Source organism: Muribacter muris, from assembly GCF_001038205.1.
Lineage (GTDB): Bacteria > Pseudomonadota > Gammaproteobacteria > Enterobacterales > Pasteurellaceae > Muribacter > Muribacter muris.
In genome coordinates this window covers 20,128-41,223 of sequence record NZ_JWIZ01000062.1, presented here as the reverse complement: position 1 = coordinate 41,223, position 21,096 = coordinate 20,128, and the positions used below count along the sequence as shown (strand labels likewise).

At 46.8% G+C, this 21,096-nt stretch carries 18 protein-coding genes; 16 read left to right on the top strand and 2 right to left on the bottom strand.

All coding sequences use genetic code 11. The features are described from left to right. Nucleotide 1: 1 nt before the first annotated feature. Both RO21_RS09475 and trpS read left to right on the top strand, forming a co-directional pair. Nucleotides 2-679: a phosphoglycolate phosphatase gene (locus RO21_RS09475; RefSeq protein ID WP_047977547.1), complete on the top strand. Its 678-nt coding sequence runs from the start codon at nucleotides 2-4 to the stop codon at nucleotides 677-679. Between the two features lie 80 nt (nucleotides 680-759). Next, nucleotides 760-1,788 (top strand): tryptophan--tRNA ligase, encoded by a 1,029-nt coding sequence (gene trpS / locus RO21_RS09470; protein WP_047977546.1) that lies wholly within the window; start codon nucleotides 760-762, stop codon nucleotides 1,786-1,788. Nucleotides 1,789-1,846: 58 nt separating this feature from the next. Here trpS and pntB read toward each other — a convergent pair whose 3' ends face one another. Together pntB and pntA are read right to left on the bottom strand one after the other, a co-directional pair. Further along, nucleotides 1,847-3,220 (bottom strand): Re/Si-specific NAD(P)(+) transhydrogenase subunit beta, encoded by a 1,374-nt coding sequence (pntB, locus tag RO21_RS09465; RefSeq protein ID WP_047977545.1) that lies wholly within the window; start codon nucleotides 3,218-3,220, stop codon nucleotides 1,847-1,849. A 10-nt stretch (nucleotides 3,221-3,230) separates the two neighbouring features. Then, nucleotides 3,231-4,763, bottom strand: a complete 1,533-nt coding sequence (gene pntA / locus RO21_RS09460) for a Re/Si-specific NAD(P)(+) transhydrogenase subunit alpha (protein ID WP_047977544.1) — start codon at nucleotides 4,761-4,763, stop codon at nucleotides 3,231-3,233. A gap of 281 nt (nucleotides 4,764-5,044) precedes the next feature. Between pntA and RO21_RS09455 the strand changes: the two genes are divergently transcribed. The 14 genes from RO21_RS09455 to dppD all read left to right on the top strand — a co-directional run bounded on the left by RO21_RS09455 (nucleotide 5,045) and on the right by dppD (nucleotide 21,093). After that, nucleotides 5,045-6,121 (top strand): rod shape-determining protein, encoded by a 1,077-nt coding sequence (locus tag RO21_RS09455; RefSeq protein WP_047977543.1) that lies wholly within the window; start codon nucleotides 5,045-5,047, stop codon nucleotides 6,119-6,121. Nucleotides 6,122-6,278: 157 nt separating this feature from the next. Further along, the gene (gene mreC / locus RO21_RS09450) at nucleotides 6,279-7,334 is read left to right on the top strand and encodes a rod shape-determining protein MreC (protein WP_047977542.1); all 1,056 of its coding nucleotides are present in this window, start codon (nucleotides 6,279-6,281) and stop codon (nucleotides 7,332-7,334) included. Continuing rightward, nucleotides 7,334-7,822, top strand: a complete 489-nt coding sequence (gene mreD / locus RO21_RS09445) for a rod shape-determining protein MreD (protein WP_047977541.1) — start codon at nucleotides 7,334-7,336, stop codon at nucleotides 7,820-7,822. Before mreC ends, mreD begins: the two co-directional genes overlap by 1 nt. After that, nucleotides 7,822-9,159 (top strand): replication-associated recombination protein A, encoded by a 1,338-nt coding sequence (locus RO21_RS09440; protein ID WP_047977540.1) that lies wholly within the window; start codon nucleotides 7,822-7,824, stop codon nucleotides 9,157-9,159. Before mreD ends, RO21_RS09440 begins: the two co-directional genes overlap by 1 nt. Before the next feature lie 81 nt (nucleotides 9,160-9,240). Further along, nucleotides 9,241-10,071: an FkbM family methyltransferase gene (locus tag RO21_RS09435; RefSeq protein WP_047977539.1), complete on the top strand. Its 831-nt coding sequence runs from the start codon at nucleotides 9,241-9,243 to the stop codon at nucleotides 10,069-10,071. A gap of 189 nt (nucleotides 10,072-10,260) precedes the next feature. Next, complete coding sequence (locus RO21_RS09430) at nucleotides 10,261-12,186, top strand: DNA repair helicase YoaA (RefSeq protein ID WP_047977538.1); 1,926 nt, start codon at nucleotides 10,261-10,263, stop codon at nucleotides 12,184-12,186. Nucleotides 12,187-12,258: 72 nt separating this feature from the next. Further along, entirely contained in the window at nucleotides 12,259-12,651 is a 393-nt protein-coding gene (locus RO21_RS09425) for a CidA/LrgA family protein (RefSeq protein WP_173425303.1), read from the top strand. Further along, nucleotides 12,648-13,343 carry an LrgB family protein gene (locus RO21_RS09420; RefSeq protein WP_047977537.1) on the top strand — a complete coding sequence of 232 codons (696 nt, stop codon included), beginning with the start codon at nucleotides 12,648-12,650 and terminating at the stop codon, nucleotides 13,341-13,343. The genes RO21_RS09425 and RO21_RS09420 overlap by 4 nt, the downstream gene beginning before the upstream one ends. Before the next feature lie 62 nt (nucleotides 13,344-13,405). Beyond that, nucleotides 13,406-15,184, top strand: a complete 1,779-nt coding sequence (gene msbA / locus RO21_RS09415) for a lipid A ABC transporter ATP-binding protein/permease MsbA (protein WP_047977536.1) — start codon at nucleotides 13,406-13,408, stop codon at nucleotides 15,182-15,184. Between the two features lie 208 nt (nucleotides 15,185-15,392). Further along, nucleotides 15,393-16,037: an adenylate kinase gene (gene adk / locus RO21_RS09410; RefSeq protein WP_047977535.1), complete on the top strand. Its 645-nt coding sequence runs from the start codon at nucleotides 15,393-15,395 to the stop codon at nucleotides 16,035-16,037. A 331-nt stretch (nucleotides 16,038-16,368) separates the two neighbouring features. Continuing rightward, a complete protein-coding gene (locus RO21_RS09405) occupies nucleotides 16,369-17,967 on the top strand; it encodes an ABC transporter substrate-binding protein (protein WP_047977534.1) in 1,599 nt (532 codons plus the stop codon). A 214-nt stretch (nucleotides 17,968-18,181) separates the two neighbouring features. Beyond that, nucleotides 18,182-19,186, top strand: coding sequence for an ABC transporter permease subunit (locus tag RO21_RS09400; RefSeq protein WP_047977533.1), 1,005 nt, complete (start codon nucleotides 18,182-18,184; stop codon nucleotides 19,184-19,186). A gap of 17 nt (nucleotides 19,187-19,203) precedes the next feature. After that, nucleotides 19,204-20,094, top strand: a complete 891-nt coding sequence (locus RO21_RS09395; RefSeq protein WP_047977532.1) for an ABC transporter permease subunit — start codon at nucleotides 19,204-19,206, stop codon at nucleotides 20,092-20,094. A gap of 9 nt (nucleotides 20,095-20,103) precedes the next feature. Further along, a complete protein-coding gene (dppD, locus tag RO21_RS09390) occupies nucleotides 20,104-21,093 on the top strand; it encodes a dipeptide ABC transporter ATP-binding protein (RefSeq protein ID WP_047977531.1) in 990 nt (329 codons plus the stop codon). Nucleotides 21,094-21,096 lie beyond the last annotated feature (3 nt).

The following is a 21,096-nucleotide window of genomic DNA, read 5'->3' as shown; positions in this document are numbered from 1 at the left end:
AATGGCACGTTTTAAATTGATTGGCTTTGATTTGGACGGTACTTTGGTAAACAGCCTGCCGGATTTGGCGCTTTCACTCAACTCAGCATTTTCCGAGGCGGGCTTACCCCAAGCCGCCGAAGAATTGGTCTTAACTTGGATTGGTAACGGTGCGGACGTTTTATTTGAAAGGGGATTGGAATGGACGGGCAGAGCTGCCGAGTTTTCACCTGAACAGATTGGCGAGATTAAACGCCGATTTGGTCATTTCTACGGCGAAAATATCTGCAACATCAGTAAACTTTACCCGAATGTGAAATCGACCCTCGAATCCCTCAAAGCGCAAGGCTACATATTGGCGGTGGTAACGAATAAACCGACTAAGCACGTTCAGCCGGTATTAAGCGCATTTGGTATCGATCATCTTTTTGCCGAAGCCCTTGGCGGACAATCGCTGCCGGCAATTAAGCCTCACCCCGCGCCCCTTTATTATTTATGCGGAAAATTTGGCTTATATCCGCACGAAATTCTGTTTGTCGGCGACTCGAAAAACGATATTCTTGCCGCCAAAGCAGCCGGTTGCGCCAGCCTTGGTTTGACCTACGGTTACAACTATAATATCCCGATCGCAAAATCCGAGCCGGATTATGTTTGTCAGGATTTCGCAGAGATTTTAACGATTGTGGCAAACGCCCATTAACCCAAACAAGCGGGCGGTTGAGGTGGATTTTTTGCAAATATCTCCCCTAAACCGACCGCTTGCACATCAAGAGAAAGATTATGTCAAAACCCATTGTATTTAGCGGCATACAGCCCTCCGGAGAATTAAGCCTCGGCAACTACCTCGGCGCATTGCGTCAGTGGACAAAAATGCAGGACGACTACGAATGCCTGTTTTGCATTGTCGATTTACACGCCATCACTGTTCGCCAAGACCCACAGGCATTACGCAAAGCCACCCTTGACACTTTGGCAATTTACCTTGCCTGCGGAATTGATCCGGCAAAAAGCACTATTTTCATTCAATCGCACGTGCCGGAACACAGCCAGTTAGCGTGGATTTTAAACTGCTATACCTACTTTGGTGAAATGGGGCGAATGACCCAATTTAAAGATAAATCTGCCCGCCATGAAGATAACGTCAATGTCGGCTTGTTCACCTATCCGGTGCTAATGGCGGCGGATATTTTGCTCTATCAGGCTAATCAAGTGCCGGTCGGTGATGACCAAAAACAGCACCTCGAAATTACCCGTGATATTGCCAACCGCTTCAATGCGTTATACGGCGAAAAAGATGCGGAAGGCAACCTGCTTGCCCCGATTTTTGCCGTGCCGGAAGTGTTTATCGCCAAAACGGGCGCTCGAGTAATGTCGTTGCTTGAGCCGACCAAAAAAATGTCCAAATCCGATGAAAACCGCAATAATGTGATCGGCTTACTTGAAGATCCGAAATCGGTGGCGAAAAAAATCAAGCGGGCGATGACGGACGGTGATGAACCGCCAGTGGTGCGTTACGACGTGCAGAATAAAGCCGGTGTATCGAATTTATTGGATATTCTTGCCAGTGTTACCGGCAAAACGATTGCCGAGCTGGAAACGGAATTTGAAGGGAAAATGTACGGGCATTTAAAATCGGCAGTGGCGGAAGAAGTCTCGGCGATGCTGACTGCGCTACAAGAACGCTATCATCATTTCCGTAATGATGAAGCCTTGCTGGAAAAAATCTACCGTGAGGGCGCAGAAAAAGCGAGAGCCAGAGCACAAGCCACGTTGAAACAGGTATATCAAGCGCTCGGATTTGTTGCTTAATTTACAAATTTATGTGATAAAAAATGCCCCAATTCGTTGGGGCATTTTTTTGTCTAAATTATAAGGCTTTTAAAATATCATCAACCCGTTCTTTTGCATCACCAAAGAGCATTTGCGTATTTTCTTTGAAGAATAGCGGGTTTTGTACGCCGGCGTAGCCGACCGCCATTGAACGTTTGAAGACGATAACGTTTGCCGCTTTCCACACTTCCAATACCGGCATTCCGGCGATTGGGCTGTTTGGATCGTCCATTGCCGCCGGATTGACGGTATCATTCGCACCAATAACCAGTACAACGTCCGTTTCGGCAAAGTCATCATTGATTTCGTCCATTTCAAGCACCACATCGTAAGGTACTTTTGCTTCCGCTAATAACACGTTCATATGCCCCGGTAAACGCCCTGCCACAGGGTGAATCCCGAAACGAACATTGACACCACGTTCACGCAGTTTTTGCGTAATTTCCGCAACCGGATACTGAGCTTGTGCCACTGCCATTCCATAGCCGGGAGTGATGATGACCGAGCCGGCATTTTTCAACATTTCCGCCACTTCTTCTGCGGTGGTTTCACGGTGTTCGCCCTGTTCTTCTTCGGAAGAGGCAACCACATCGTTACCAAAGCCGCCGGCAATGACGCTGATAAATGAACGGTTCATTGCTTTACACATAATGTAAGAGAGGATTGCGCCCGATGAACCGACTAGCGCACCGGTTACGATCAATAAGTCGTTGCTGAGCATAAAGCCCGCCGCCGCCGCCGCCCAACCGGAGTAAGAGTTGAGCATAGACACGACTACCGGCATATCCGCTCCGCCGATTGAAGCAACTAAATGCCAGCCGAATGCGAGAGCGATTGCCGTCATCAATAGCACAGGGAAAATATTTTCCGGACTATTTAAGAACACCACCATTAACAACGCGGAAACGACTAAAGCCGCAAGGTTTAATTTATGGCGGTGCGGTAACATTAACGCTTTTGAGTTGATGATGCCACGCAATTTGCCGAAAGCAACGATTGAACCGGTAAAGGTTACTGCTCCGATAAAGATACCTAAAAAGACTTCAACATTGTGGATATTTTGTAGCACAGGATCTGCTTCGTGGCTTAAACCGTAGCTGTTAAAGCCGACCAACACTGCTGCTAAACCGACAAAGCTGTGTAGGATCGCCACTAATTCCGGCATTTCGGTCATTTCGACTTTTAAGGCTTGGCGAATACCGATTGCACCGCCGATCGCCATTGCGATTAAGATCCAAATTGTACCTTTGGATTCCGGCCCAAAAATGGTTGCAACGAGGGCGATTGTCATACCGACAATACCGTACCAGCAGCCCGCTTTGGCGGTTTCGTGCTTAGAAAGCCCCGCAAGGCTCATAATAAAGAGCAATGCTGCGATAATATATGCAGCTTGAACTAAACCTTCAGACATTGCTTTCTCCTTAACCTTTTCTGAACATTGCAAGCATACGTTGGGTAACTTTAAAGCCCCCGAAAATATTGATACTTGCGACTAAAATAGCAATAAATGCGAGGATACTGATAAAGAACCCGCCTTGAGCGATTTGCAGTAATGCCCCGACAATAATAATGCCCGAAATGGCATTGGTTACTGCCATTAACGGTGTGTGCAGGGCGTGGCTCACGTTCCATACCACATAGTAGCCGACTACACAAGCCAGTACGAACACGGTAAAGTGCGATAAAAACGCCGCAGGGGCAACGGAAGCAATCCAAAGGAAAGCCACTCCCGCTAATGCCATTGCACCGTATTTCACACGGGGATCAGTCGGTTTTTCTTCTTTTTTAGCAACCGGTTTGGCATCGGCTTTCTGCTGTGGTTGAGCGGACACTTGAATTGGCGGTGCCGGCCAAGTGATTTCACCATCACGGATGACCGTAACGCCACGCAATACCACATCGTCAAAATCAATTTGGATATTACCGTCTTTCTCTTTGCAGAGCAGTTTGAGTAAATTGACTAAGTTTGTGCCGTAAAGCTGGGAAGACTGGGTTGGTAAGCGACTTGGTAAATCGGTGTAACCGATGACTTTGACTTGATTGTCGGTAACGACCACTTTACCTGCTTGGGTTAATTCGCAGTTGCCGCCGGTGGCTGCCGCTAAATCAACAATCACACTGCCCGGTTTCATTGACTCCACCATCTCTTTGGTAATCAAACGTGGCGCAGGTTTGCCCGGAATTAACGCGGTAGTGATAATAATATCAACCTCTTTCGCTTGCTCGGCATAAAGAGCAAGGGCGCGGCGGTTAAATTCTTCCGACATCACTTTAGCATAACCGTCGCCGCTGCCGCCTTCTTCTTTGAAATCAATTTCAAGGAAACTTGCGCCCATACTTTCGACTTGCTCTTTGACTTCTGGACGGGAGTCGAAGGCTCTCACGATCGCACCAAGGCTATTTGCCGCACCGATTGCCGCCAAACCGGCAACACCTGCGCCGATTACCAATACTTTTGCCGGCGGGACTTTACCTGCTGCGGTAATTTGACCGGTAAAGAAGCTGCCAAATTCGTGGGCGGCTTCCACTACCGCACGGTAGCCGGCAATATTTGCCATTGAACTGAGTGCATCAAGAGATTGCGCACGGGAGATGCGAGGTACGGCATCCATTGCCAATACATTAATTTTTTTTGCGGCTAATTTTGCCATTAACTCCGGATTTTGTGCCGGCCAAATAAAGCTGACGAGCGTTGCACCCTCTTTAATTAAGGCAATTTCTTCATCGGTTGGGGCATTGATTTTAAAAATAATATCCGCATTCCAAACGGCAGTGGCATTCCCCACCGTTGCGCCGGCTTCAGCAAAGGCTGCATCTTCAAAACTGGCTTTAAATCCGGCATCGCGTTCAACGATCACATTAAAGCCTAGTTTGAGGATTTGCTGAACGGTCTTCGGCGTTGCCGCCACACGACTTTCATTGTCCAGCAGCTCTCTTGGTACACCAATAAGCATAAAGACTCCTGTATGATTTTAAAATGAAATAGTGAAACTGTTTTCGTGAAAAAACAGGCATAAATGTACCATTTATTTTTGTGATTGGGAAAAATTTTTCTAATCCATTATCTAAAAGGGATAAATTGCAGAATTGTACTGTCCAAACCAGTATTCCGATAAAAAATTACATTAATTATTGGAGTTAGCAAGGCTTTTTTGCTATATTGACGCACAATTTTCCCCTTTTCTCGCCAAGGGGTTTCTTTTTTGAATACAACGCAAAATTAACGGATCCCACTATGTTTAAAAAATTTCTTGGATTATTTTCAAACGATCTTTCTATTGATTTAGGTACGGCAAACACCTTGATTTATGTTAAAGGGCAAGGCATCGTATTAGATGAGCCTTCGGTGGTTGCGGTTCGCCAAGATCGTATTGGGTCGTTAAAAAGTATCGCAGCGGTCGGCACTAATGCAAAATCAATGCTCGGCAAAACCCCAAAAAGTATTTTGGCGATTCGTCCGATGAAAGACGGTGTAATCGCCGATTTCTATGTAACGGAAAAAATGTTACAGCACTTTATCAAACAGGTGCATAGCAACAATTTTATGCGCCCAAGCCCGCGCGTATTAGTGTGCGTACCGGCTGGGGCAACCCAGGTCGAGCGTAAAGCGATTAAAGAATCGGCAATCGGTGCAGGTGCGCGCGAGGTTTATTTAATTGAAGAACCGATGGCGGCAGCAATCGGTGCGGGATTACCGGTTACCGAAGCGGCGGGGTCAATGGTGATTGACATTGGCGGCGGGACAACCGAAGTGGCGGTATTATCGTTAAACGGCATCGTTCACTCATCTTCAGTGCGGATCGGGGGGGATAAATTTGACGAAGCGATAATCGCTTATGTCCGCCGTCATTATGGTTCGGCGATCGGGGAAACCACGGCAGAGCGTGTCAAAAAAGAGATCGCCACCGCTTGTATCCAATTAGATGATAAAACCAAAGAGCCTCTAGAAGGCGAAGTAAAAACAATGGAAGTACACGGCCATAATCTGGCGGAAGGTGCGCCGAGAACCTTTGAATTAAACTCAAAAGAAGTGCTGGAAGCGATTGAACAGCCATTAACAGGCATTGTAGAAGCGGTAAAAGGCGTATTGGAACAATGCCCGCCGGAATTAGCCGCCGATATTTTCGAGCGTGGAATGGTTTTAACCGGTGGCGGTGCGTTACTGAAAAACCTTGATGTATTGCTCTCAAGAGCGACAGGTGTGCCGGTGATTGTAGCTGAAGATCCGCTTACGTGTGTGGCGCGTGGTGGCGGTAAAGCGTTAGAGATGATTGACACCCACGGCGGCGATCTATTTAGCGATGATAACTAATTGGATATTGCGATAAATTAGTGAATTGGTAGGGACGCATTGCGTCCCTCTGTTTAACGGTAAGCCCAGTTTTATGCTTACACTATGCACAAGCGGTTAGTTATATGTTGCGATTTGCAAACGCATTTTTGTCATCTATTCATCAGCGAAAGACACAATGAAGCCTATTTTTGCCAAAGCGCCCTCCCTTGGCGTGAGACTTTTCTTTGCGGTGAGCATTTCTATCGCCTTTATTTTATTGGACGGTCGCAGCAATGCAATGATCCAAATGCGGAATATGCTTGAAACCGCCGTCAGCGGTTTATACTATTTTGCCAATACGCCCCGCACGGTGTTAGATAGCGTTAGCAATAACTTCATTGATAGCCAAAAATTACAGCTTGAAAACCAAGCCTTAAAAGAGCAGCTACGGGAAAAAAACGCCGATTTGTTATTGCTTGAGCAGCTCAAGGTAGAAAACCAACGCCTGCGTTTGCTGCTTAGCTCCCCCCTACGTCAAGACGAATATAAAAAAGTGGCGGAAGTATTAACCGCCGAAATGGACGCTTACCGCCAACAAATTATTGTCAATCAAGGTCGCAAAGACGGCGCATTTGTCGGGCAGCCGATTATTGATGAAAAGGGCGTAGTCGGGCAGATTATTTCTGTCGGCGAAACCAGTAGTCGAGTATTACTGCTGACGGATGTTACTCACGCCGTGCCGGTACAAATTTTACGCAACGATGTGCGGGCGATCGCTAACGGCACGGGCAATAATGATGAATTGATTTTAGATAATCTGCCTCGAACGGTGGACATTAAAACCGGTGATATTTTGGTTACTTCCGGCTTAGGCGGACGTTTTCCGGAGGGCTATCCGGTTGCCGTGGTCGAAATGGTGCATAATGACGGCTCAAACCATTTTGCCAAAGCTATTGCTCGACCCTTGGCATCTTTAGAACGGCTGCGTTATTTATTACTATTGTGGCCGACAGCGGAAGAAATGCATAAAACCCAGCGGCTTTCTCCGCAAGATGTGCGTGATGTGGTGGAAGAACGCCGCCGAAATTTACACCCGCTCTCTCGGCTTAAAAATGCGAAAAAGATGAAAATCGGTAATAACGAAGAACCGAAAAACGAACCGCTTGAACCGGAAGAATTGCTTGAAAATCCGGCAACTGCACCGGAGACAGAGAGCGAGATTAACCACAGTACAGATCAAGGGGCAGAATAATGAGAGAAAATGCACTGTTTCAAATTCTGGTATTGGTGCTGATTTTTATTGTGGCGTTTGTGTTGGAAATTATGCCGTGGCCGGCGGGATTTCAAGGGCTGCGTCCAACGTGGGTGGTGTTGGTGTTGATTTATTGGGCATTGGCACTGCCGAATAAAATCAGTGTCGGGACAGCATTTATTGCCGGTATTATTTGGGATCTGATTTTAGGTTCCATTCTAGGCGTTCACGCTTTAGTCTTGTCGGTTGCGATCTATTTTGTGGCGAAATATCACCTGATTTTGCGTAATCTTTCCCTCTGGTTGCAAGGGGTGCTAGTGATTGCCTATATTGCCGTGATCCGTTTTTTGATCTTTTTTGTCGAACTGGTTTTACACGGTGCCGTGTTTAACCAACAAGAGCTATTGGGGGCGATCATTAGCGGCGTTTTATGGCCTTGGATCTTCCTGTTAATGCGACAAATCCGCCGAGGGCTACACTTACGCTAATGAACAGTTTAAGCCTTGATTTTTCAGCCGATTTTCGCCCGCTTTCCGCCAGAATGCGCCCTCGCAATTTGACGGAATATGTCGGGCAGGGACATTTACTCGGACAAGGCAAACCGCTTCGCCGTGCGATAGAAGCAGGGTATAGCCACTCAATGATTTTCTGGGGGCCGCCCGGTACGGGTAAAACCACCTTGGCAGAGATTATTGCGAGCAGTCTTGATGCCGAAGTGATTAAACTGTCTGCGGTAACTAGCGGTATTAAAGAGATCCGAGAAGCGATTGAACAAGCTAAACTGCACCGTCAAACCGGACGGCGAACGTTGCTGTTTGTGGACGAGGTACATCGTTTCAACAAAAGCCAGCAAGATGCGTTTTTGCCGCATATTGAAGACGGCACGATTGTGTTTATTGGCGCAACCACCGAAAACCCTTCCTTTGAACTGAATAACGCTTTGCTCTCCAGAGCGAGAATTTACATTCTCAAACCGCTGCAAGCGGTCGAAATTCGCCAAATTTTGCAAAATGCCCTTACAGACAAAGAGCGGGGGCTGGGCAATGAGAAAATGGTGATCCAAGATAATGTACTGGATCTGCTGGCGGATTATGTTAATGGTGATGGTCGCTTTGCGCTAAATTGCTTGGAATTGATGAGCGATATGGCGGAAGCACTGCCACAGGGCAAATTATTGGATAAAAACCTGCTGGTAGAAGTGCTGGGGGAACGCCAAGCCCGTTTTGATAAAGGCGGTGATCGTTTTTACGATCTGATGTCCGCCCTGCACAAATCGGTGCGGGGATCATCACCGGACGGCGCACTCTATTGGTATGCCCGTATTTTGACCGCCGGCGGCGATCCCCTGTATGTCGCCCGCCGCTTATTAGCGATTGCTTCCGAAGATATTGGCAATGCCGACCCCCGAGCAATGCAAATTGCGTTGGCAGCGTGGGACTGCTACACCCGAGTGGGCGCTTACGAAGGCGAGAGAGCGATTGCGCAAGCGGTGATTTACCTTGCTGTTGCCCCGAAAAGTAATGCCGTGTATACCGCCTTTAATGCCGCCAAACAGCTCGCTGCTGAAGCAAAAGATTATGATGTACCGCCTCATTTACGCAATGCACCGACCGCATTGATGAAATCCCTCGGCTTTGGCGAAAGCTACCGCTATGCGCACGATGAAGCCTACGCTTACGCCGCCGGTGAGAATTATTTCCCGCCTGAATTAAAACAGACCCAATTCTATTTCCCGACAGACAGAGGAATGGAAAAACAGATCAGAGAAAAACTCGACTGGCTTAAACATTTAGATGCTACTAGTGAACAAAAACGCTATAAATAAAATCGCCGATTTAAAATTTAATTGAGCAAAAAAAAACAGAAGTAAAATAAAATTTGTTCAATTAACCTAAAAAGGAAAATTATGCGTTCTCGTATTTATACGCTCAAATGGGGTAATTTTAATCTGATTGACGGCGATTTTATCAGCGGCTACGCTCGCACTTATGGTGAATGGTCGGAAGTTGAAGTTCAATTTTTTCGTCAAGTTCTTTCAGCGCAAAGCAATATTATTGAGGTCGGGGCAAATATCGGTATGCACGCCGTCCCTCTAGCGAAAATGGCACACCAAGGCAAACTGTTTTGTTTTGAACCGCAGCGGATTATCTTTCAAGTGCTATGCAGCAATTTAGCTATCAATCAATTAACCAATGTTTATACTTATCAGCAAGGGGTTAGTGACGAAGCAGGCGTCATTCAAATTGCTTCTTCGGATTATGAAACAGCGTGGAATTACGGCAGTTTTTCACTGGATAAAGGCTTTAATACTGAAGGTACATTTCAAGGTAATATTGCATACGAAAGCGTGCAGGTTGTAAAAATCGACGAGCACCCTGAAATTCAAACACTCCCTCATTTATCATTGTTAAAAATTGATGCCGAAGGCTTTGATCTTAATGTATTGAAAGGGGCTATTCAAACGATTGAGAAGCACAAACCGGTGATTTTTATTGAAGCGCATCTCCATAAATCCCAAGATTTAATTCGCTACCTTAATCAACTCGGCTACCGCTGTTTTTGGTTTATCTCCGACCGTTATCAACCAAATAACCATTTTGGGCAGCCGAAAACAATTTCAGGGCTGGATTACAATCTTGCTTGTTTCCACGAAAGTCAAACACCGACCTTACCAACGTCTTTATTAGCAAATCCGGATAGCTTACCGGATACGCTCCCGCTCTTGTCTTACAACTGATTTTGTAAAGAGTTGCACTGTTATTGCACCAACTTAAAGTGCACTCAAAATGTAGGGACGCTACGCCGGCGTCCGTCATAAAATGATAGCTAATCGACCGCTTGCAACCTACTATTGAGGTTTAGCAGAAACAGGCTTTTTCTGTTAAAATCCGTACCTTTTCTCCCTCAATCAACGTACGAAAATGCGATGACATTAACTCAAAAAATCAACAACGCTTTTAGTGAAAGCGGCACATTAAGCCAGAATATTCAAGGCTTTAAGCCTCGTGAGGCGCAGTTGGAAATGGCGCAAGCGGTCGGCAGAGCGGTAAAATTGGCAAACAGTGCGGTGATTGAAGCCGGCACCGGTACGGGCAAAACCTTTGCTTATCTTGTGCCGGCGTTGTTGTCCGGCAAAAAAACGATCATTTCCACCGGTTCAAAAAACTTGCAAGATCAACTGTTTAAGCGGGATTTGCCCACAATCCAAAAAGCCTTGAAATATAAAGGTAAAATTGCCTTGCTCAAAGGGCGGGCGAATTATTTGTGCTTGGAGCGTTTAGATCAGGTGATCGCAATGGGGGTATTGGGCGATAAATCGGTGCTATCGGATCTCGGCAAAGTGCGTAAATGGCAGGCGGCAACCCAAACGGGTGATTTGAGCGAGTGTATCGCCCTTGCCGAAGATAGTCCGATTTTACCGCAGTTGGTTTCGACAACTGAGAGCTGCCTTGGATCGGATTGCCCGAACTATAAAGAGTGCTACATCGTTCACGCACGTCGTAGAGCAATGGAAGCGGACGTGGTGGTGGTTAATCATCATCTGTTTTGTGCGGATATGGCGGTTAAAGAAACGGGGTTTGGCGAGTTGATTCCGGAGGCGGAGTTGGTGGTGTTTGATGAAGCGCATCAGTTACCGGACATCGCCAGTCAATATTTCGGGCAGTCCCTAACCTCTCGCCAACTGTTTGATTTATGTAAGGATTGCACGATTGTTTATCGCTCGGAATTAAAAGATCTCGCCCAGCTTGGCAAAGCGGCGGATCATCTGCAAAAAGTGGTGCAGGATTTCCGTTTATTGATTGGAGAGGGCAACAAGCGGGGCAATTTACGGGAATTATTGCAAAATCGCACGGTGGTTGAGGGGCTGAATAAGCTGAATGACACCCTTGAATTTTTGAGCGATGTGGTGAAAAAATCGCTGGGGCGTTCGGAAACCTTAGATAAAATCTTCGAACGTTTGGCAGAAATCAAAGTCAAGCTTAAAAAACTCAGCGATACTACCACGGTAGGTTATTGCTATTGGTATGAAACGAACGGGCGGGCGTTCGGCTTGCACATTACGCCTTTGACGGTGGCGGATAAATTCGGCGAGCAGCTTAACACACAAAAAATCGGTTGGGTGTTTACTTCCGCCACTTTGGAAGTCGGCGGCAAGTTCGACCATTTCTGCCAACGGTTAGGGATTATGAATGCCGAGCAAATGGTGCTGCAAAGCCCGTTTGATTATGCGAAGCAGTCTCTATTGTGTGTGCCTCGTTACCTGCCCGATAGCAATAAAGCCCACACGCTCACGGCGTTGGGGCAGTTACTCAAACCTGTGATTGAGGCAAATAAGGGGCGTTGCTTTTTGCTCTGTACCTCTTATTTTATGATGCGGGGGCTGGCCGATTTTCTGCGGGAACACAGCGATTTAAGCGTATTGCTACAAGGGGAAACCAGTAAAAGTCGCCTGCTGGAAAAATTTGTCGCCGAGCCGAACAGTGTGTTGGTTGCTACTCAAAGTTTTTGGGAAGGGATTGATGTGAGGGGCGATGCACTCTCATTGGTGATTATTGATAAACTGCCCTTTACCGCACCAGACGAACCGTTACTCAAAGCAAGAATGGAAGATTGTCGCTTGCAAGGGGGCGATCCCTTTAACGATATTCAAATTCCCGAAGCGGTCATTACGCTTAAACAAGGTGTGGGACGGCTTATCCGTGATGTAACGGACAGAGGGGCGGTGATTATCTGTGATGCCCGATTGGTGATGCGGCAATATGGGGCGACTTTCCTGAAAAGCCTGCCGCCCTCCCAACGCACACGGGATTTGGGGAAAGTAATTGGCTTTTTAAAAGCACAGGGTAGCTAACAAGCGGTCGGTTACGGCATATTTTTTGCAAAATACCGCCTTTGTTAGTATTGTTTAAAGGATAATGGCGGTATGTTACGGATAATATTAGGCAAGCTGTTACGCTTTTGCGTCGCACTTGGGATTTTATGTTTAATGCTTTATTTAGGAAAAGGGCTGGCGTGGCTAGTACCAATTGGTATATCGGAAAGTATTTGGGGATTGCTGCTTTTATTCGGTGGATTGACGTTAGGTTTTATCAAGCTGAATTGGGTGTTACCGGCTTCCCGCCCCTTGTTACGTTATATGACACTCTTTTTTCTGCCGATTTGTGCCGGGATTGTTGAGCAAACAGAGGTGTTACTGGCGCATCTAAATGCGTTAGTGATGGCTAATTTTTTAAGTGCTGTGCTGTCTTTAGTTATTATTGGCTACTTTTCTCAATGGCTGTTTAGCCGTTCAGTAAAACGGGAGCGCCGTCGATGAATGTGCCGATTTATGCTTACTCATTACTGACGGTTGCGGTGTTTATTGTGGCGTTGAAGCTAAGTAAAACACTCAAATCTGCGGTGTTGAACCCTTTCATTTTATCGCTATTATTGTTAGCGGCGATATTGGTATTATGTCATATTCCCTTTGGCGATTATTATCAAGGTAATTTTCCGATCAATCAGCTATTAGGTGTGTCGGTTGTCGCGCTTGCCGTACCGTTTTATGAGCAATTACCGCAAATTCGCAAGCATTGGCGTGTCATTACAATCGTGGTGTTAGCCGGCTCGCTTTTTTCGATGTTGACGGGGGTATTGCTGGCATTACTGTTTGGTGCAAGCCAAGAGATCATTATGGCGATTTTGCCTAAATCGGTAACAACGGCGATTGCCGTTTCGATTGTCGATCAAATCGGCGGTAATTCGGCGGTCGGGGCGGTAGCGGTTACTGTATCGGGTTTGACCGGCTCGGCATTTGGTATTGCCGTATTACAGTGGCTAAAGGTGCATAATGCCCGTGCAGTCGGGTTGAGTATGGGGGCAGTCTCCCACGCATTAGGCACAGCTCGTTCAATGGAATATAGCGTAAAAGCAGGGAGCTATGCGTCTGTTTCGCTAGTGCTGTGCGGATTGGTATCGTCCCTGCTTGCCCCTTTGTTGTTTAAATGGGTGATTTGCGGGTGGTTTTAAATTTGGCATAACCGCCGTTTGCCTTTAGAATAAGCCACTTTTTACGATAAAGTTGAAATATTATGTCAAAACCTTCTTTCTCACTTGATGAGATAACCCACGATCAATCGACTTGGCAGACGTTTAAACGCTTGTGGCCGATGATCTCGCCGTTTAAAGCGGGTATTTTGGTGGCAATGTTAGCAATGGTGCTGAATGCAGGTGCAGACGCTTACCTCATCACAATGCTAAAACCGTTAATTGATGAGGGCTTTGGCGGAACGTCCGATCGTAACTTTCTGAAAATGATGGCGTTTATTGTGGTCGGGCTGATTTTCGCACGGGGGCTAACCAGCTTTGTATCCAGCTACTGTTTGGCGTGGGTGTCCGGTAAAGTGGTGATGACAATGCGTCAAAAGGTGTTTAAGCATTTGATGTTTATGCCTGTTACTTTTTTCGATCAAAATTCCTCCGGCAAATTATTATCCCGCATTACATACGATTCCGAGCAGATCGCCAATTCTTCTGCCAGTGCCTTGCAGAGCGTGGTACGGGAGGGAGTTTATATTCTCTTTTTAGTGGCAACAATGTTTTATTACAGTTGGCGGTTATCCCTTGTGCTATTTCTTATCGGGCCGATTATTGCCGTGCTGATTCGCCTAGTGGCGAAGCGCTTCCGCCGTTTAAGCCGCAATATGCAGGAATCAATGGGCAGTATGACGGAGAGTGCCGAGCAAATGTTGCGGGGACATAAAGTGGTACTCTCCTTTGGCGGGCAGGCGGTCGAAGAACACCGCTTTAACCATACCAGTAATGATATGCGCCGCAAAGGAATGAAAATGATGGCGGCAACAGCGATTTCCGACCCGATTATCCAAGTGATCGCCTCATTAGCGTTAGCGGTAGTGCTGTTCTTAGCCGGCTCGCCGGAGATTATGGGCGATAGCCTGACTGCTGGCGAATTTGCCGCCGTCCTTGGTGCATTGATGGGTATTCTGCGTCCACTGAAAACCCTCACTAACGTCAATGCGCAATTCCAACGGGGAATGGCGGCTTGTCAAACGCTATTCGCCCTATTTGATTTACCGACCGAGCGGGATCACGGTACTTATCAAACTTCTCGTGCAAAAGGTGATATTCGTTTTGAAAACGTCTCTTTCACCTATTACGGCAAAGATCAGCCGGCACTTAATCGCATTTCGTTTGAATTACCGGCAGGGAAAACGCTGGCATTAGTCGGGCGTTCAGGTTCGGGGAAATCTACCATAGCTAATCTGATTACCCGTTTTTATGAGATTGACAGCGGCACGATTTTACTGGACGGTAAAAATATTCAGGATTATCGCTTGAATAATCTGCGTGAGCAGTGTGCGATTGTCTCTCAACAGGTTCACCTGTTTAACGACACCATTGCCAATAATATCGCCTATGCCGCACAAGATAAATTCAGCCGTGCCGAGATTGAGCGGGCAGCCAAAGCAGCGTATGCGATGGAATTTATCGAAAAAATGCCGCAGGGGTTGGATACTGTAATTGGCGAAAACGGCGTGAACTTATCGGGCGGGCAGCGGCAACGTCTGGCAATCGCCCGTGCATTGTTGCGTAACTCGCCGGTGCTGGTCTTAGATGAGGCGACTTCCGCTCTTGATACGGAATCGGAACGGGCAATTCAAGCGGCATTGGACGAACTACAAAAAGACCGCACCGTATTGGTGATTGCTCACCGCCTTTCCACGATTGAAAAAGCTGATGAAATTTTGGTGATCGATCACGGTCGGATTATAGAACGTGGCACTCACCAAGCACTGCTGGCACTAGGCGGCGCGTACAAACAGCTCCACCAAATGCAGTTTAGTGAATAGCGGGGTGAAAATTCCTATTCGGTTGTAGCACGGCTATTTAGTGTAGAAATACGACGTTGATGCCGTTAAATAGATTGAAATCATTTCAGAGTAGATCTGATGTGGCATCGACAAGCGGTCATTTCCGCAATAACATTTGCAATTTCAGGCAGTAATCGGTAAGGTTATCACCTATTTCATTGTTTTTTATTTTTTAAGAGGTTTTCGTATGAAAATTATCCTATTAGGTGCGCCGGGGGCGGGTAAAGGCACGCAAGCCCAATTTATGATGAACAAATTCGGTATTCCGCAAATTTCAACGGGGGATATGTTCCGTGCGGCGATTAAAGCCGGCACCGAGTTAGGTAAACAAGCTAAGGCGTTGATGGACGAAGGAAAATTAGTGCCGGACGAGCTGACGGTGGCGTTGGTTAAAGATCGTATTGCCCAACCGGATTGTGCCAACGGGTTTTTATTAGACGGTTTTCCTCGCACGATTCCGCAAGCCGATGCCTTGAAAGAATCCGGTGTGAAAATTGATTTTGTGTTGGAATTTGATGTGGCTGATGAGGTGATTGTGGAACGTATGAGCGGTCGCCGAGTGCATCAAGCGTCAGGACGTACCTACCACGTGGTGTATAACCCGCCGAAAGTGGAAGGTAAAGACGATGTAACCGGCGAAGAGTTAATTATTCGCCCGGACGATAAAGCGGAAACCGTGTTAGAGCGTTTGGCAATTTATCATAAACAGACCAAGCCATTGATTGCCTACTACACCGCTGAAGCCGAAGCCGGCAATACCCAATATTTCCGTTTAGACGGCACACAGCCGGTCGAAAAAGTCAGCGAAGAATTAAATCGCATTTTAGGTTAATTCAATAAGCGCTCGGTTGGAGCAAATTTTTTGTAACACACGAGGATATATCCGTATCATATTTTGAAATCCTTTGGTGTTTGACGGGGTAGGTATAACTTGCCTAGGCTTCATTTTTGATCGTACGGCAAAAACTTTGCCAAAACCAACCGCTTGTACTACTTGGGACGCTTTTGCGTCCCTTTTGTTTTCGTGATCTGTGTAACAATTTTGCAATATTTCTTTACAAAAACACCGCTTGCATTAAAAAATCTATTGCAGTTCATTCAAAAATTTGTATATTGAAGCCCTAGCCAATTTTACAACGATGCAAATAACCCTAGGAGTGAAAATGAAAAAGCTAACACAACTCTCCCTCTTGGCTTTGGCGGTGGCGTCTGGTTCGGCAGTGGCAGCACCAAAAACCTTTGTTTACTGCTTGGAAGCCTCGCCTTCCTTTTTAAGCCCGCAGCTTGGGACAGACGGCGGAACCTTAGATGCCTCTTCCCGTGCTATGTTTAATCGCTTAACGGCGTTTAAAGCAGGAGAAACTAGCATTGAGCCGTCTTTGGCGGAAAGTTGGGAAGTGTCGGACGATAAGAAAACCTACATTTTCCATTTGCGTAAAGGCGTGAAATTCCATTCTGCGAAAGACTTTACCCCAAGCCGTGATTTTAATGCGGACGATGTGCTGTTCTCGTTCAACCGCCAGCTTGATCCGAATCACCCTTATCACAAAGTATCCGGCGGAAATTATGAATATTTTGTCGGAATGGATATGCAAAATATCATTCATAAAGTGGAAAAAGTGGACGATTATACGGTAAAAATCAGCCTAAATATGCCGAATGCGCCGTTTTTAGCCAATTTGGCGATGGATTTTGCTTCAATTATGTCGGCGGAGTATGCCGATAAAATGTTGAAAGCCGGTACGCCGGAGAAAGTGGATACCAACCCGATCGGTACGGGGGCTTTCCAATTTGTCGATTATAAAAAAGACTCCCAAATCCGCTATAAAGCCTTTGAACAATATTGGGACGGTAAGCCGGCGATTGACCGCTTAGTGTTCTCAATTACCCCTGATGCGTCCGTGCGTTATGCCAAATTACAAAAAGCGGAGTGCCACGCCGCACCTTATCCGAATCCGGCGGATATTGAAAAAATGAAAAATGATCCGGCGATTAACCTGATGAGTAAACCGGGGCTCAATATCGGTTATTTGAATTTCAACGTACAAAAAGCACCGTTTGATAATGTAAAAGTGCGTCAAGCGTTAAGTTATGCGGTGAATAAACAGGCGATCATTGATGCGGTTTATCAAGGCTCGGGACAAGTGGCAAAAAATCCGATTCCGCCGACAATGTGGAGCTATAACGAAAACACACCGGATTATGACTATAATCCGGAAAAAGCCAAAGCCTTGTTAAAAGAAGCCGGCTTTGAAAACGGTTTTGACACGGATTTGTGGGCAATGCCGGTTTCCCGCCCGTATAATCCGAACGCACGGCGAATTGCGGAGCTGATTCAGGAAGATTGGAAAAAAGTCGGCGTGAATGCCAAAATCGTTAGCTATGAGTGGGGTGAATACCTTAAACGTATGCGGGCGGGCGATCACCAAACAGGCTTAATGGGTTGGTCGGGCGATAACGGCGATCCGGATAACTTCTTAAATACTCTATTAAGCTGCTCCGCGGTGGAGTTAGGCTCGAACTACGCCAAATTCTGTCATAAAGGGTTTGATGAATTAGTGGTAGGCGCATCACAAGAAACGGATCACGCCAAGCGGGTCGCGCTGTACGAACAAGCCCAGCTCGTCTTTAAAGAACAAGCACCGTGGATTACCTTGGCGCACTCTACCTCGTATTTCCCTGTACGCAAAGAAGTCAAAGGCTATGTGATGAGTCCGTTTAACGTACACAGCTTTGAAAAGGTGGATTTAGACAGCCAATAATTCGGCAGTAATGCCCTTTACAAGCGGTCAGTTTATGGTAAATTCTTGCGATATTATGTCGCTTGCAATATCGTTCATCATTAGATGACGCAATACTTTGCCCGTTTAATGACAGCTTAATTGTGCCATTTATGACGAACAGCAGTAAGCATTATCATATTGTAAAAAGTACGCAAAAACCGACCGCTTGCTAACTTAAACATCGAGAGTTTGAATGTTTCAATTTATTCTTAAACGTATTTTAATGGTTATCCCAACCTTCTTTGCGATAACCTTAATTACTTTTGCTTTAGTTCACCTTATTCCCGGCGATCCGATTGAGATCCGAATGGGCGAGCGAGGGCTTAGCCCCGAAATTCACGCCCAAATGATGAGCCAGCTCGGCTTGGATTTACCCCTTTACGAACAATATTTCAACTATATCAAAGGCGTATTTCAGGGCGATTTGGGCAATTCTTTTCGCAATAATGAACCGGTTTTAAAAGAGTTTTTCACACTGTTTCCTGCGACGGTGGAATTAGCGTTTTTTGCGCTGCTATGGTCGCTGATCGGCGGTATTGTGCTGGGGGTGATTGCTGCGGTGAAAAAAGAGTCGTGGCTTTCCCACGCTGTAACGTCTCTGTCGCTGACCGGCTATTCAATGCCGATTTTTTGGTGGGGATTGATCTTAATTCTTTATGTTTCAACTCCCTTGGGGCTACCGGCTTCCGGTCGTTTACCCGCAGAATTTTGGATTGAGGCGGACACCGGATTTATGCTGATTGATACTTGGCGTTCAGACGAACCGGGGGCATTTTTAGCGGCGATCAAATCCTTAATTTTACCGGCGATTGTGCTGGGGACGATTCCGTTGGCAATTATTACCCGCATGACTCGTTCCTCAATGTTAGAAGTGTTGGGTGAGGATTATATCCGCACGGCGAAAGCCAAAGGGCTGAATACCACCCACATTGTCATTATTCACGCTCTGCGTAATGCGTTAATTCCGGTGGTTACGGTGGTGGGGCTGATTGTCGGGCAGCTATTATCGGGAGCAGTATTAACGGAAAATATTTTCTCGTGGCCGGGGATCGGCAAATGGATTATTGATGCGATCAATTCCCGTGATTACCCCGTATTACAAGGCTCGGTACTGATTATTGCAACCTTAATTATTTTCGTGAATTTGTCGGTTGATCTGCTTTACGGTATTGTGAATCCGCGTATTCGCCATACCTAATTTTGTTTGGAGTGATAATGTCTCATCTTGAATCCGCTTCGCCGGCACCGCTTACCCCGTTACAAGAATTTTGGTTTTATTTCCGCCAAAATAAAGGGGCGGTGATTGGGCTGGCTTTTATTGTTTTTGTGGCGTTTATTTGCCTTTTTGCCGATGTGATTGCCCCTTTCGACCCGATTAGCCAAAATCGCAGTGCCTTATTATTACCGCCTGCGTGGTTTGACGGCGGGCAAGCGCCCTATTGGCTCGGTACTGATGATATTGGGCGGGATATTCTGTCCCGTATTATTTATGGGGCAAGATTGTCGATTTTTATCGGCTTGCTGATTGTGCTGATGTCTTGCGTATTAGGCGTGATCTTAGGCTTAATTGCCGGTTACTATGGCGGCACGATTGACATTGTGATTATGCGCTTTGTCGATATTATGCTTGCGATTCCGAGCCTGTTGCTTACCATCGGCGTGGTAACGATTTTAGGGCCTTCGCTGGTGAATGCGGCGATTGCGATCGCCGTGGTCTCTATTCCGAGCTATGTCCGTTTAACCCGTGCCTCCGTGCTGAGTGAAAAAAATCGGGATTATGTAACCGCTTCCAAAGTGGCAGGGGCAGGTGTTGCACGGTTAATGTTCATCGTGATCCTACCAAACTGCCTTGCCCCACTGATTGTGCAAATGACAATGGGGATCTCCAATGCGATTTTAGAACTCGCCGCCCTCGGCTTCTTAGGGATAGGGGCGCAACCGCCGACACCGGAGTTGGGGACAATGTTGGCGGAATCCCGTAGTTTTATGCAGTCGGCGAACTGGCTGGTTACGATTCCGGGGCTGGCAATTTTATCGCTTGTGTTGGCATTTAACCTGATGGGCGATGGTTTGCGTGATGCGCTCGATCCAAAATTAAAGCAGTAGGAGGACGCAATGGCATTATTAGAAGTAAACCAGCTTTCCGTCCATTTCGGCGAACAAAAAAGCCCGTTTAAAGCGGTGGATCGGATTAGCTATCAAGTCAATGAAGGCGAAGTGTTGGGGATTGTCGGTGAATCGGGATCGGGTAAATCGGTCAGCTCACTGGCGATTATGGGATTGATTGATTTCCCCGGACGGGTAATGGCTGGCGAGCTACGCTTTCACGGCAAAGATCTGCTCGAACTGACGCCGAAAGAAAAGCAGCAGATTATCGGTGCCGATGTGGCAATGATTTTCCAAGACGCAATGACCAGTCTCAATCCGAGCTATACGGTCGGCTATCAGATTATGGAGGCGTTAAAGGTGCATCAAGGCGGCACAAAAGCAAGCCGTCGCCAACGGGCGATTGAACTATTGACAATGGTGGGCATTCCTGATCCCGAATCTCGCTTGTCCGTTTATCCGCACCAACTTTCCGGCGGAATGAGCCAACGGGTGATGATTGCAATGGCGATTGCTTGTAACCCGAAGCTACTGATTGCTGATGAGCCGACCACGGCGTTAGACGTAACGATTCAAGCGCAAATTATCGATCTGCTACTGACCTTGCAACGCAAAGAGAATATGGCGTTGATTTTGATTACCCACGATCTTGCGTTGGTGGCGGAGTCGGCACACCGTATTATTGTGATGTATGCGGGGCAAGTGGTGGAAGAGGGCAAAGCCGAGCACATTTTCCACTCCCCGCTTCACCCTTATACGCAGGCATTACTTAAAGCACTGCCCGAATTTGCGGAGGGCAAATCCCGTCTGCAATCGCTACCCGGTGTCGTGCCGGGCAAATACGATCGCCCGCAAGGGTGTTTGCTCAACCCTCGTTGCCCTTATGCAACGGAGCGTTGCCGCCGTGAAGAACCGCCGTTACATCAGCTTAACGGCCGCCAAGTAAAATGCCATACGCCATTGAATGTGCAAGGTCAGCCAGAGGCTTTTATCGGATAACTC